Below are 14,678 nucleotides of genomic sequence, written 5' to 3'. Positions count from 1 at the left end.
GATGAGCAAGATTAAAAAACGATGGACTGCGACACTTGGACTAACGCTTGCAGCTTCAATGGTACTTAGTGCATGTGGAAGCAAAGATGCTAGCGATACGAATGGGGCGGGAACGCCAGATAAACCGGTAGAGTTGATTTGGTACACAATCGGGACGCCGCAAAAAGACGTTGACCGCGTGATGACGGAAGTTAGTAAATACACAGCTCAGAAAATTGGCGTAACTGTGAAAATGAACATGATCGATTGGGGCGACTATCCGCAAAAGATGCAGGTCATGACCGCTTCCGGTACCCCTATGGACATTATGTTCACGTCTTCATGGGCATTTGACTATGTGCAAAACGCGCGTAAAGGCGCTTTCAAATCTATTGATGATCTTCTGCAAAAAAATGGACAAGGGATTGTCAAAGCATTGGACCCAGCTTTCTTGAACGGCTCTAAAGTTGACGGCCACAACTATGGTGTTCCAGCCAATAAAGAGCTTCCGGCACAAGACGTATGGCGTTTTAACAAAAACCTGCTTGATAAATACAACTTGAAAATCGATAACGTAAAATCCATCGAAAGCTTGGAGCCATTGCTGAAAACGATCAAAGAAAAAGAGCCGAATGTGTATGGCTTAGCCGTGGACAAAACGTTCATGCCATATGTTCCTTATGACTATGTCATTGAAAAAATGCCGATGGCTGTGAAAATCGACAACCCGGATTACAAAGTCGTCAACATTTTGGATACTCCGGAAATGAAGCAAGCGCTTCAAGCGATGAACAAATACTACAAAGCGGGCTACATCCCGACGGAAGCGGCAACGCTTAGCTCTTTGAACGATGTTCAAGTGACGGGCAAATGGTTTGCGGACAAAGCGACCAACCAACCTTTCGCAGATAACCTATGGTCCGCGAGTTATGGTTATCCTGTTGTTTCCACGCAAGCAAGCCCAGCTTTGATTTACAACTGGTCCGTGATGGGTTCCATGCAAGCGATCTCAGCCAATTCCAAATATCCTGAGAAAGCGATGGAGTTCCTGAACTTGCTGAATACCGATCCGGTTCTGCGCAATATGGTTGATTCCGGTATCGAAGGCGTTCACTACAAAAAGCTCGATAACGATAAAATGGAAAACCTGCCGGATTCCAAAAATTACGATATGCCAACTTTCTCTCTTGGAAACGTTCTACTGACATACAAAGACAAAAAAGATCCTGAGAACAAGTGGGAAGAATTCAAAAAGTTTAATGACACGGGCGTACCTGCACCGCTTCTTGGCTTCAACTTCGATCCTTCGAAAGTAACAGCTGAAATCGCTGCGGTTCAGAACGTGAAAGAAGAGTTCTGGGCGACATTGATGACAGGTACCGTTGATCCTGATAAATTCATTCCTCAAGCTAATGAGAAGTTCAAAGCGGCTGGTCTGGATAAAATCATCGCAGAAGCGCAAAGTCAGATTGATGCTTGGAAAGCGGCAAACAAAAAATAAATTCGGATTTGGATTAGGCGAATGCCACGCATTCGCCTGATCTTTTTAATCGCAAACGTGAGGGGTGATTTTATGAATAGAATAGGAGCATTTCTAAAAGATGTTAAACAAAGCAAAGTGCTGCTGCTCATGGCATTGCCGGCGACGCTTTGGTTCCTGTTCTTCTCTTATTTACCGATGGCGGGCATGGTGATTGCGTTTAAGCAGTATCGCTATAGCCGAGACGGTTTTTGGGCAAGTATTATGGAAAGCAAATGGGTCGGATTGCAAAACTTCAAGTTTCTTTTCAGTACAAATGATGCCTATATCATTACGCGAAATACACTGCTGTACAATATCGTATTTATTGTTGCAGGACTGGTGCTTTCCGTGGCGTTAGCCATTGTCTTATCGGAAATTGCCAACAAGAAGTTGGCGAAACTGTACCAAACCGGGATGTTCCTGCCTTACTTTTTATCCTGGGTTATTGTAGGTTACTTCGTATTTAGTTTTCTTAGCTTTGATAAAGGGATGCTGAATCATATTCTTTCGGCGTTCGGAGTCGATCCGATCCGTTGGTATAACGATAAAACGTACTGGCCTCTTATTATTATTTTCGTCTATCTATGGAAATCCGTAGGTTATAGCAGTGTTGTTTATTTGGCCGCTATCATGGGGATTGATAAGTCCCTTTATGAAGCTGCGATGATTGACGGTGCCAGCAAATGGCAGCAAATTAAGCACATCACATTCCCGATGCTGAAGCCGCTGATGACGATTCTGACGCTGCTCGCGATCGGGCGTATTTTCTACGCAGATTTCGGATTATTTTTGCAAGTGCCAAGAGATTCAGGAACGCTATATTCGGTAACGAATGTTATCGACACTTATGTTTATCGCGGCCTCAAATCTACCGGTGAAATCGGGATGAGTACGGCAGCAGGTCTCTATCAATCTGTTATTGGTTTCATTCTCGTTATGACATCCAACTATATTGTTCGAAAATTTGATAAAGATAATGCATTGTTCTAAAGAATGGCAGGGAAAGGAGGAACTTCAAAATGATAGCAAAACCGATGAAAAATCGTGATTTTCATAAATTGCCGCCAGCGCTAAATATCCTGTTTAACCTCGTTGCAGGGATCTTTGCTTTGGCATGTGTGTTTCCATTTCTATTTGTAACGATCATTTCATTTACGGATGAGAAGACGCTAAGCGCGAACGGGTATCGAATCTTTCCTGAAAAGTGGAGTCTAGAAGCTTATCGCTATTTGTTCAAAGCGGGCGATCAGCTGCTCATGTCTTATGGGGTTACGATTCTAGTAACAGTTGTTGGTACAATTGTCAGCTTGATATTGACGGCTACGTTTGCTTATGCGATTTCAAGAAAAAGCTTTAAATTCCGCAATTTTTTCGGTTTCTTCGCCTTTTTTACAATGTTGTTCAATGGCGGCCTCGTGCCGACTTATATCGTTGTTACGCAATTAATGGGGCTTAAGGATTCCTTGTGGGCCCTTGTATTGCCGCTTGCCGGTAATGCCTTCTACATGATGATTATGCGGACATTCTTCAGTACGTCGGTGCCTGATGCGATTATTGAGTCCGGAAAAATCGACGGTGCCGGTGAATTCGGTATTTTCGTCAGATTGGTGCTGCCGCTTTCACTCCCGGGTTTGGCAACGATCGGCTTGTTCAGTACGCTAGGTTACTGGAACGATTGGTTCAATGCGCTGCTCTATATCGATTCGCCCAATCTCGTACCGCTGCAATCGATGCTGATGCGGATCGAGAACAGTATGCAGTTTTTGCTGCAAAACACGAGCAATCCTTCGATTGGCGTGGGCTTATTGCAGTCTCTGCCGCAGGATACGTCGCGAATGGCGATGGTTGTGCTGGCAACGGGACCGATCATCTTCGCTTATCCGTTTTTCCAACGGTATTTTATTCAAGGTTTGACCATCGGCGCAGTGAAAGAGTAAGACAGACGAATTCATACAACATTTGTATATCATAATTATTTTGGAGGACTTACCATGGAACAATTCAGACTGCCGAAAATTCCCATGCCGAAGCTGGAAATGCCAAAGGCGATTCAAGAGGTGTTAGCGGAAGCCGAAGAAAAACTGGCGCACCGTCCGAAACTTTTGCAATTATTTAAAAACTGTTTCCCCAACACGCTGGAGACGACTACGAAAATGATGGAGGACGGCACGACATTCGTCATTACGGGGGATATCCCGGCATCCTGGCTGCGTGATTCGGTTGAACAAGTGATGCACTACGTCCCTTTTGCGAAAAACGATCCGGATCTTGGGCGCATTCTTAGCGGGTTAATTAAAAGGCATGTGCAATATATTCATATTGACCCTTACGCGAACGCTTTTAACGAATCGGCGAACGATTGGCATTGGAACAAAGCAGATCAGACGGAAATGTCGCCATGGGTGTGGGAACGGAAATTTGAACTGGATTCCTTGTGTTTCTCGATGCGTTTGGCATACGCCTATTGGAAGGAAACGGAATTAACGGATATCTTCGATGCCGGTTTTAAAGCGGCGATGATCAAAATCTATGAGCTTTTCAAGACGGAACAACATCACTTCGAGCAATCTTCTTACCGATTCACTCGGAACAACGGAATTCCGACCGATTCACTGCGCAATAACGGGCTGGGGATGCCGGTGAATTATACCGGTATGGTTTGGTCGGGTTTCCGTTCCAGCGATGATGCTTGCGATTTCCATTACAACATTCCTGCGAATATGTTCGCGGTTGTAGCCCTGCGCCATATGCAAGAATTCGCGGAATGGGTGTTCCGGGATATGGATTTCCTACATGATCTGAAAGCGCTGGAAGCGGATATCGATCACGGGATTAAGCTCTACGGTATCTATCGCCATCCGGAGTTTGGGCCGATTTATGCGTATGAGACCGACGGCTTTGGCAACTACTGCTTGATGGATGACGCGGGAACGCCAGGACTCATGTCGATTCCTTATCTGGGATATGTGTCTGCTGACGATCCGATCTATCAGAACACTAGACGATTTGCGCTGAGCAAAGAGAATCCGTTCTATTTTGAAGGGAAAGTGGCAAAAGGGATCGGAAGTCCGCATACGCCGGACAATTATATTTGGCACATGGCTTTGTCCATGCAAGGAATTACGGCCTCAACAGCCGAAGAGAAATTAGCGATGATCGCCATGCTCGAAGCGACGGATGCGGACACCGGATTCATGCATGAAGGCTTTCATGTCGATGATCCAACCATTTTTACGCGCAAATGGTTCGCTTGGTCGAACAGTTTGTTCTCCCAACTCGTGTATAAAGCGATGAAGGAAGGCTTGCTATGAGTCCGAGTCATCCTATCGTCATTTTCTATGATCCGGCTTTCCCGATCAGCGCTTCACTTGAAGTACCAGCAGCTGAGTTGACAGCGCAAGGTGGAATCCTTGCAGATGCCGACTCGCTGGCGGAAACACTTCGGCAAGCGGAGGGAGGGTGCTTCGTCAACCTGCATGCTCCCTATTTTCCTAAATCCGCATGGCAGGAAATTCTAGCTTTTTTGAAACGCGGCGGCGGATTGCTAAGCGTCGGAGGCGCAGCCTTCAAGCGGCCGGTTCGCTGGCAGGCTGACGGCTGGCAGGTGGAAGCGGAGCAAACCGCTTATCACCAGCAGCTATTCATCCACGAGATGCTCCGGGTTGAGTCGAGCCCGATTCTCAGCTATGCGGCTTTAGACAGCATACCGTTGCTGAAGGGGCAAGAATCGATGTTCGCGATTGCCGACACATGGAACATGGTGCCGCATACGACGCGCAACAGTGATTTGCCTCATCAAATGGGTGCTGCTGGAACGATGAGCACGCAGATTTATCCCCTTATGAAGGGCATCGTCAAGGAAGGCCGTGAAGTTGCTGCACCTGTTGTGCTATGGGAAAACACCCGCGGTGATTTTGTAGGTTCGCGTTGGCTGTTTGTCAATGTCCCATTGAGCGCTGGTTTCTGGCAAGATGGCGGAGCAACGGCCTTGCTCGCGTGGGCGGCATTTTGCACCAAAGGGGTTACGGAGCTTTGGATCAAGCCGAATTATGCCAGTTACGAGCCTGGCGAGCATGCGGTGCTGACGCTTCAAACGCAACGGATGGGAAGGAACTTGGCGGAAGTCAAAACTCCTTCATGGAAGTTTGATTTGACTGTCGAACGTGAAGACGGCGTTGGAGCCGGTTGGACACATCAAGTAACAACAGCCGTGAACAAAGAATTTAATCTTGTGCGCATTCCAGTACCTTTAGAGATTGAACGCGGTTTGTATCGTGTAACTTGTGTGGCTGAGGCTGAAGACGGAGAGATTCGGGTGTTGCGCCAGGGTTTCTGGGGTCACGATGCGGAACTGCTCGCTGAAGGCAGTCCAATCACTTGCGATCGCGATTATTTCATCAAAGATGGACGCCCAATGCCCATTGTCGGCATGACGTACATGACTTCCGATGTCGCGCGGAAATTTCTGTTTCTGCCGAACGCGGACGTGTGGGACCGAGATATGGCCCAGATGGCGAATGCGGGCATTAACTGGATACGTACGGGCATTTGGACGGCATACCGCAACGTGATGCAGGTGGATGGGCATGCTTCCGAAGAAGTGCTGAGAGCGATCGACGCCTTTTTCTTAACGGCTAAAAAGCATAATTTGCAAGTAACGTTCACTTTCTTCTCCTTTACACCGGAGACTTGGGAAGGCGTGAATCCGTACCTGGATCCGCAAAGCGTAGAGGCGCAGAAGCGGTTTATCCGCTCCATTGTGTCGCGCCACCGCGAGTCAACACACGTGGACTGGGACTTGATCAATGAGCCGTCCATGTTTGATCCGGCGCAGATTTTTGCGAATGGCCCTCGCTCCAGCCGGGACACTTTCGAGCAGGCCGCTTTCACAGCTTGGCTGAAGCAACGTCACGATAACATTGCGCTCCTTCAAGAGCGGTGGAATATGTCGCCGGAACAGCTTCCGACCTTTGAAGCGGCTATCATTCCAGAGGCAGATGAAATCAACTTTGATGTGCAGGATATGCACCGGGCCAAAAAGGGAGCCCGTTGGCTCGATTACTGCCTGTTCTCGATGGATATGCATAATCGTTGGGCGAAGGAGCTCTACGACACGATCAAGGAAATTTGTCCGAATCACCTTGTTGTGGTCGGTCAGGACGAGGCGCTTGGCGCGCAGCGGCCTTCGCCGTTTTTTTATCAGGAAGCCGTCGACTATACGACTGTACATTCGTGGTGGCTGAACGACAACCTCGTTTGGGACGGTATTTTTGCCAAAACACACAATAAGCCTAACGTTATTCAAGAAACAGGCATCATGTACGTAGAAACGCCTGATGGTCGCGCCAAACGCTCGGAGAACGAGCTGCGGAGCATGCTGGAACGCAAATATGCCTACGCATTCGCTACTGGCGGCGCTGGCGCTATTCACTGGATTTGGAATACGAACTTCTATATGGATAATGCGAATGAATCGCATATCGGCGCGCTTCGTGCAGACGGCACGGAGAAGCCGGAGGCAGATGTTTCTTATGATTTCGGACGATTTATGGCTGAAATCAGAGATTTATTCAAGGATCGGGCGCTGGAAGACATCGCTGCGATATTCCCTTATTCGAACGATTTCTCGAATCGGAAGCTCGCCTTCGATGCTACGACGCGAATGATTCGCGTTCTGACGTATCAGATGAACATGCCGCTGCGAGCGGCTTCGGAGTATCATCTGGACGTGCTCATGGACCAACCGCCGAAGCTGATTGTGCTTCCGAGCGCTCATAATATTGACGAGCAGGCTTGGGAGAAGCTGCTGGAGGTCGTTAAGACGACAGGGGCGACGCTGCTTGTAACGGGTCCGCTAAGTCTTGACGCCTACTGGAAGCAGACGCCACGCTTAACCGACGAGCTGGGCCAAGCGGAGCTTCAGAATGTACGCCGAGAAGAAATGCTCTTGCTGCATGGCGAGAAGCTGCCGGTATCTTTCGGCCAACGCCGCATTGCCGAGGTGGTTAAGGAAGTTCGCACCGCGGGTTCAGACGTTGTAGACGGCAGCCGGGGCGATGCGGTTGTCGAGATTCCGCTTGGACGCGGCAAGCTGATTTGGAGTCCGCTGCCCGTTGAACTGAACGAACGCACGGAAACCATGCTTGCGTTATATCGCTACGCGATGGAAGCAGCAGGCTGCGACAGCGGTTTGCAGTGGAAGCAAGGCGGCGATATCGCTGGCGTATACGGAAGAAAGCTGCGTTATAAGGAAGGTTTCCTGTACGTCTTCGTTTCCGAATATGCCTGGGATGCGGACATTGAAGTGAAAGATACGGATAGCGGAGCAACGTACGCCTTTACGCTGGAGAAAGAGCGCTCCGTGCTTTTTGCAGCTAATGCGAAGGGTGAAATCTTTTCTGTCTACCGACCGGATGAAGTTCAAATTGAGAGGAGCTAAGCCATGAGCATCAAACGAACAGCTCATATCATTTCCCATACGCACTGGGATCGGGAATGGTATTTACCATATGAGAAACATCATGTACGCCTCGTAAAACTGGTGGACACATTGCTGGATAAATTAGATAACGATCCGAATTATCGCAGTTTTTACTTGGATGGACAAACGATTATTCTAGAGGATTACTTGCAAGTCCGACCTGATCAAAAAGGGAAGCTTGAAAAATATATCCAAGATGGCCGAATCATCATCGGTCCTTGGTATATTCTGCAGGATGCTTTCCTGACGAGCGGTGAAGCCAATGTACGTAATATGCAGATTGGACATCAAGATGCAAGGAAATATGGCTCCGTAGCCAAAATCGGCTATTTCCCGGATACGTTTGGGCTTGTAGGCCAAACGCCGCAATTGATGCAGCAATCCGGCATTACGAACGCTTTTTTCGGTCGTGGGGTCAAGCCAACAGGTTTTAACAATACGGTCTCTGATAGCGACTATGAATCCTCATTCTCTGAATTGATGTGGGAAGGACCGGATGGTTCAAAGGTTCTGGGGATTCTTTTTGCAAACTGGTACTCGAACGGCAATGAAGTTCCTGTGGATCTCGAAGAAGCTAAGGCGTATTGGGAGCGCAAGCTGTCTGATGCCGAGAAATATGCTTCGACGAGCGAACTGCTCTTCATGAACGGCTGTGATCATCAACCGATTCAGCTTGATCTGCCTGAGGCGATTGAAACGGCAAAGGAGTTATATCCGGACACGGTATTTATCCATTCGAATTTCAACGACTATTTGCAGTCTGTTCAGCGTTCATTGAAGCATGAGCTTTCTACGGTCAAAGGCGAGCTTCGCAGCCAACGCACAGACGGCTGGTCAACGCTGGTGAACACGGCTTCGGCACGTGTTTATTTGAAGCAGATGAACCAACTGGGTCAAGCGATGTTGGAGAAAGTTGCAGAACCGCTGGCTGCATTCGCTCATACGCTTGGTGTCGGGGAGAAATACCCGCATCATTTGTTCACTTATGCGTGGAAAACACTCATGCAGAACCATCCGCATGACAGTATTTGCGGGTGCAGCGTAGATGAAGTGCACCGCGAAATGGTCACTCGTTTCGAGAAAAGCCGCCACGTGGCGGAAGCGATTGTGGAGGAGAAATCCCGAGCGCTTGCCGACGCGGTTGATACTTCGAGCTTCGAGGGAGCAGACAAGGACGCCCTGCCGGTTGTTGTTTTTAACACTTCGGGTTGGGAACGTACAGGCGTTGTCAGTATTGAAATTGATGCGCTTAGCCTGTATTTCCGTGACGGTTATAAGCTTGAAGAGGCAAGCCGTCTTGCTAAGGAAGCGGATCTTACGGGGCGTGTACTCGTGGATGAGCACGGAACGGAGCTTTCCTGCACCGTGGAAGATCTAGGTTTGCAGTTCGGCTACGATTTGCCGGATGATAAATTCCGCCAGCCGTATATGAGCCGCAAGGTGAAGCTGACTTTTGAAGCGGAGAAAGTGCCTGCTTTAGGTTTGAAGACGTATGCTTGGGTGAAAAAGGAGTCGACGGTCTCTCAGCAGGCATCCTTGATAACGGCAGACCGCGTAATGGAAAATGCAGCGCTGAAAATCGCCGTTGCAGAAGACGGCTCGTTCAGCCTGTTGGACAAAAAGAGCGGGCGTACGTACCGCGATTTGGGTGTATATGAGAATACCGGGGATATCGGTAACGAATATATGTACAAACAGCCGGACGGCGAGACGCCGCGTACGACCAAGGGCAGCGTCGCGCAGATTCGCGTGCTGCAAGATACGGCTTATCAAGCTGAGATCGAAATCATCCATGAATGGATGATCCCTGCATCGGCCGATGAAAAGCTGGATGAAGAGCAGCGCGATTTGATCTACTTCCCGCATCGGAAAGCCCAGCGTTCCACACGCATGGTGCCTATGACGATTCGCACGGTTGTCTCTTTGAGCCGTGGTGGTAAAGGGGTAGAGATTGAAGCGACGTTCAACAATCAGGCGAAAGACCATCGTCTGCGGATGCTTTTCCCTACGGATTTGGATACGAGTGTTCACCAGGTGGACTCCATGTTTGAAATCCCGCAGCGCAGCAACAAGCCGGCAGCGGAATGGGAGAATCCAAGCAATACCCAGCATCAACAGGCTTTTGTTGATGTCAGTGAAGCGGGAGCAGGACTTGTTGTGGCTAATCTGGGTTTGAACGAATACGAAGTCCTGCAGGACGGGCGTAATACAATTGCTGTGACCTTGCTTCGTGCCGTTGGCGAGCTTGGCGATTGGGGCTTGTTCCCTACGCCGGAAGCGCAATGTTTAGGTGAGCATACAGTTCGTATGGAAATCATTCCGTACAGTGATCTAGCTGTGCAGTCCGCCGCGTATGCGGAGGCTTATCAATTCCAAATCCCGTGGACGTTAAGTCAGACGGGAGTTCACGTTGGCAGCATTGCGCCAACATATGCACCATTCGAGTGGGAAGGCGGAGATTTGGCATTCTCTTCGCTGAAAATGAATGAAGGTACGGGCGATCTGCTGCTGCGTTGGTACAACATGAGGTCTCATGCGGCTGAACTGAAGCTTCATTCGAATACGCCTTATTACTATTTCTACAAGAGCACGATCTTGGAAGAGCACGGTGAGCGTGTGGATACCGATGCATCAGGCCGTTTGACTCTGCCGGTTGGCCGTTGTGAAATTGTAACGATTGGGGTTTCCCGCTGAATAATAAAAAAGAGCTAAGCGGCTTATGCGCTTAGCTCTTTTTTATTTAGATGCGTTGCTACAGGGAAGGGCAGTGAGTGCGCTTTCATGGATACAGGTGACTGTTCGTCACGATGGTGCACAGTTGACCTCTCAACGCTGAAGCATTGGCAGTCATCCTTGCTCAGGACATAAAAGCCGCTTTTTCTCATCGGAAGCGTCATAAGCAGCTAGAATAGAGGAAAGCAAGCCAGGGAAACGTTGTTCTAAATCCTCTGATCTTAATGATATAAGCCGTTGAGTGCCTTGAACGCGAATATTCACGACGCCGGCTTCTCTTAACGTTCGAGCATGATGAGACATGGTTGATTTTACAACAGGTACTTGGAAGTCACCGCAAGGTCGTTCGTTCAAAGTGCTGAGCTCAGAAACGACATGCAAGCGGATAGGATCGCTCAAAGCATATAAGACGGTGGACAAATGAATGTCTGCAATATCTGGATGATGTAAATGTTTCATTCTAGAGCCCCCTCATTTATTTCGGGTTAACGATTGTATTATAGCATAACTCATGTTATTATTCTATTGTTCGATAATTATCGAATTATTAAATTGGATGGGGAGGCGAATAAACGCCATGCAAAAAGATACAAATAAAGCACAAGAGAGTGGCATCAAAAAGGAAGGAGTCGTTCTCTTTCTGCTCGGATTAACGATTGTACTCGTCATCATGAACACGATGATGTTTAACTTAGCATTGCCCGATGTGGCCAAAGCGTTTCAACTCACAGCCGCATCCACGTCATGGATCGTAACGGGATATTCCATTGTATTCGCGATCTCATCCATTACGTATAGTCGACTTGCTGATTTCGTTCCAATAAGAAGGCTTTTCGTTATCGGAATCCTGTCGTTAAGTATTGGAGCCATCATGGGATTATTCAGCAACAGCTTCGCTATTCTGCTAATTGTCCGCATTCTGCAAGCTTCCGGAGCAGGTTCAATTCCAGCACTGGCGTTAGTCCTTTTGTCCCGTTACATTCCATTGGAACGCAGAGGTAAAGCGATGGCGTTGATCATGTCTTCCGTCGCATTTGGACTTGGCTTCGGCCCTGTTGTCGGTGGGTTTATTGTTGAGTTTTTAGGTTGGCATCTGCTGTTTGTCGTAACGGCTATCACATTGGTGCTAGTTCCATTTTATATGAAGCTCATTCCAAAAGAAGAACCACGCAAAGGCTCCTTCGACGCACTAGGCGCACTATTCATAGGTGTTGGTACGACAGGACTTCTTTTATTCTTAACAAACCATTCTCTCATTGCGCTGCTTGCCGGGCTTGTCTCGATCGTTCTTTTTATTGTGCGCATCCGGTCTGCAAAAGATCCTTTCGTACTTCCGTCGTTATTTGCGAATCGTTCGTTTCTAATTTTAGGCGCTGTGGGTGTAGCCGCGTATTTGTGCAGCTTCGCAACCTTGTTTCTCATGCCGCAGATTTTGGTTAAACAGTATCACTTAAGTGCGATTCAAGCGGGTTTGGTGATTTTCCCAGGGTCAGCTCTCGCGATGATCATTTCCCGTCAAGTTGGCCGTATCATTGACTTGCGCGGCAATAGCTCGATCATTCGTTATACGCCACTGCTTCTACTGGCATCTGTGATTCTTTTTGCCTTATTCGAGGGCATCTCCTTCTTCTCAATTATGTTCATCTATATGTTAATGAGCGTAAGTTATACGATTTTAACGAGCAGTATATCCAACGAAATGTCGAGACTGCTTCTTCCATCACAGATTGCGTCCGGCCTTGGATTATTTCAGCTGCTGCAATTTTTCAGCGGTGCGTTCGGGGTTGCAGCGACGGCAAGCGCCCTTGTTTGGCAGAAAGATCTGCCGCTCGCCCATGCTTACAGCAATATTTACTGGGGACTTACGCTGATTGTCATTCTAGCCATCGTGTGCGCGATTGCGTACCTTCGGGCCGCTTGGAGAAAAGCACAGCCTGCCGCTTAATATACTTGGAACGAATAAGGTTGGTTCATTTGTCTTTTAAGGCGAATGACCAACCTTTTCCTATTTTCTAATCCCACGATTTGTTATAATGGCGAAGTCGTATAGATCAGTCATACTTGGAGGTCTTCAAATGCTGCATGAAATGTTTAAAAAGGTACTTATCAGTTCAATCGCATTAACCGTTTTTATCGTTACAGGATGTTCGCAACAAACAGCGGTTCGCACTGCAGTCTCGCCATCACCGAGTGCGTCAACAACGCCTGCATCCGTACCTGCCAACAGCAAGATGATACCGGCGAAGATCGTACGTGTCGTCGATGGGGATACTATGAAAGTGTCATTTCAAGAGTCGGGGAAAGTAAAAGAAGAAACAATCAGACTGCTGCTGGTGGATACGCCTGAGAGTGTAGCTCCCGATAAACCTGTTCAACCGTTTGCTCTGGAAGCTTCCAAATTCGCCAAGGATACGTTAACGGATAAAGATGTGCGTCTGGAGCTGGACGTATCCGAGCGGGATAAATACGGAAGGCTGCTTTGTTATTTATACATAGGGGATAAAATGTTCAATGAAATGCTGCTCGAAAATGGGTATGCCAGAGTGGCCTATATCTACCCGCCGAATGTCAAATATGTCGATAAGTTTCGTGAGATCCAAAAGGCAGCGCAGCTTAAAGGAGTGAACATTTGGAGCGTGGATAACTACGCCCAAGAGGACGGGTTTCACGAAAATACCGTGAAAGACAATCAAAGTCCTTCAGCAGCCGCGACGCCTGTGCCGACAGCTGCACCGACAACTGCACCGACAGCAGGGCAACCAACGCCATCACCTACAGTGAAGCCTGCGCCAACGACGGAGTCAAACGTTATTTATAATTCTTGCGCGGAGGCAAAGGCTGCAGGCGTTTATAATATCAAACGAGGTCAACCTGGATATAGTTCTAAACTTGATCGAGATAATGACGGCGTTGCTTGTGAGAAATGATCTAGGTGCAATCCACCCCATGAACTTTGATGCTATCCCTCGAGTGGTTTCTCCCTGACGGAGGGGAACTACAGGGCTCTATTTCTGCGAAATAGGCACTTTTTCGCGCGGAGAGGAACTGTGGGCTGCTAATTATCCGTTTTCTTAAAGAAAACGGGGTTAGGTCTGTCAACTAAGGCCCTGTAGTTCCGCTGAACGCGGAAACGGACTTAATTTGCTAGAATAGAGCCCTGTAGTTCCTCAAGGGTGTTTCGTTGAGCAACTACACAATAAATGTTGTGAACGAACATTTGGCGTTATAAAATTACGTTGAAAAGCCGTGAGTCATGAAGAAGAACGCTGAGCAAATTTGGATCGGACCGCATCATAAGATAGCCTAAGGGAGACGGTAATCGATGAAAAGAAGTGAAGTAAGCCAAGCGCAGGAGCGGGCTGCGCAAATGCTGGAGTCAAGCGGTATTGTGCTGACAGAGGAGGAAATCCGGCATATTGAAGTGGCTGGTTTCAGACTCGGCCAATTGGACGTGCAGGGGCTTGAACTAGTGACTTATGTCAACAATGATCGTTATTGCGCCAAAGAACTCGTTCTTTTTCCACGGCAAACCTGTCCAGAGCACTTACACCCACCAGTGGGTGAGGATCCCGGCAAAATGGAGACATTTCGCTGCCGTTCAGGAAAGGTTTTTCTGTATGTGGAAGGAGAAGCGACCCTAAACTTGAATGCAGTAATTCCTGCAGGAAGCGAAGCTTATTATTCGGTTTTTCACGAAATTGAATTGCATCCTGGTGAGCAGTACACGATAAACCCTGGGATCAAGCACTGGTTTCAAGCTGGAGAGGACGGAGCGGTCGTTTCGGAGTTTTCCAGTACAAGCCGGGACGAGTATGATCTGTTTACAGATCCTCGTATTGCACGAGTGCCGCTAGTGGATGAAGATGAGTAGATTAGCGAGGCGCTTAAGGAAGAGACTTAAAAAAACTTAATAACAGCAGTTCTTGAAAACTACTAGCCTAATGTGTGACAATAAAGGTGTTA

General features: G+C 48.0%; 10 protein-coding genes. 9 read left to right on the top strand and 1 reads right to left on the bottom strand.

Annotated features, from left to right (window positions below):
• Position 1: 1 nt before the first annotated feature.
• The 6 genes from ACKTT9_RS26500 to ACKTT9_RS26475 all read left to right on the top strand — a co-directional run bounded on the left by ACKTT9_RS26500 (position 2) and on the right by ACKTT9_RS26475 (position 10,676).
• Positions 2-1,480 carry an ABC transporter substrate-binding protein gene (locus tag ACKTT9_RS26500; protein WP_407868255.1) on the top strand — a complete coding sequence of 493 codons (1,479 nt, stop codon included), beginning with the start codon at positions 2-4 and terminating at the stop codon, positions 1,478-1,480.
• Positions 1,481-1,552: 72 nt separating this feature from the next.
• The gene (locus ACKTT9_RS26495) at positions 1,553-2,491 is read left to right on the top strand and encodes a sugar ABC transporter permease (protein WP_127450471.1); all 939 of its coding nucleotides are present in this window, start codon (positions 1,553-1,555) and stop codon (positions 2,489-2,491) included.
• Positions 2,492-2,520: 29 nt separating this feature from the next.
• Positions 2,521-3,438 carry a carbohydrate ABC transporter permease gene (locus ACKTT9_RS26490; protein WP_407868254.1) on the top strand — a complete coding sequence of 306 codons (918 nt, stop codon included), beginning with the start codon at positions 2,521-2,523 and terminating at the stop codon, positions 3,436-3,438.
• A gap of 54 nt (positions 3,439-3,492) precedes the next feature.
• A complete protein-coding gene (locus tag ACKTT9_RS26485; RefSeq protein WP_407868253.1) occupies positions 3,493-4,812 on the top strand; it encodes a glycoside hydrolase family 125 protein in 1,320 nt (439 codons plus the stop codon).
• The gene (locus tag ACKTT9_RS26480) at positions 4,809-7,940 is read left to right on the top strand and encodes a beta-galactosidase (protein WP_407868252.1); all 3,132 of its coding nucleotides are present in this window, start codon (positions 4,809-4,811) and stop codon (positions 7,938-7,940) included. The genes ACKTT9_RS26485 and ACKTT9_RS26480 overlap by 4 nt, the downstream gene beginning before the upstream one ends.
• Before the next feature lie 3 nt (positions 7,941-7,943).
• A complete protein-coding gene (locus ACKTT9_RS26475) occupies positions 7,944-10,676 on the top strand; it encodes an alpha-mannosidase (RefSeq protein WP_407868251.1) in 2,733 nt (910 codons plus the stop codon).
• A 153-nt stretch (positions 10,677-10,829) separates the two neighbouring features.
• On the opposite strand, the gene ACKTT9_RS26470 is transcribed toward ACKTT9_RS26475, so the two are convergent.
• The gene (locus ACKTT9_RS26470; protein WP_407868250.1) at positions 10,830-11,174 is read right to left on the bottom strand and encodes an ArsR/SmtB family transcription factor; all 345 of its coding nucleotides are present in this window, start codon (positions 11,172-11,174) and stop codon (positions 10,830-10,832) included.
• Positions 11,175-11,292: 118 nt separating this feature from the next.
• On the opposite strand from ACKTT9_RS26470, the gene ACKTT9_RS26465 reads away from it, so the two are divergent.
• The 3 genes from ACKTT9_RS26465 (at position 11,293) to ACKTT9_RS26455 (ending at position 14,586) form a co-directional block, all read left to right on the top strand.
• A complete protein-coding gene (locus ACKTT9_RS26465; protein ID WP_407868249.1) occupies positions 11,293-12,660 on the top strand; it encodes an MFS transporter in 1,368 nt (455 codons plus the stop codon).
• Between the two features lie 130 nt (positions 12,661-12,790).
• On the top strand, positions 12,791-13,642 hold the full coding sequence (locus ACKTT9_RS26460; protein ID WP_407868248.1) for a thermonuclease family protein: 852 nt from the start codon (positions 12,791-12,793) through the stop codon (positions 13,640-13,642).
• Positions 13,643-14,037: 395 nt separating this feature from the next.
• Complete coding sequence (locus tag ACKTT9_RS26455; protein WP_407868247.1) at positions 14,038-14,586, top strand: D-lyxose/D-mannose family sugar isomerase; 549 nt, start codon at positions 14,038-14,040, stop codon at positions 14,584-14,586.
• The last annotated feature ends 92 nt before the right edge of the window (positions 14,587-14,678 follow it).

It is taken from the genome of Paenibacillus sp. P36 (genome assembly GCF_045866505.1).
Classification (GTDB): Bacteria; Bacillota; Bacilli; order Paenibacillales; family NBRC-103111; genus Paenibacillus_E; species Paenibacillus_E chondroitinus.
The sequence above is the reverse complement of the archived record's forward strand: the minus strand, read 5'-3'. Positions and strand labels throughout refer to the sequence as shown.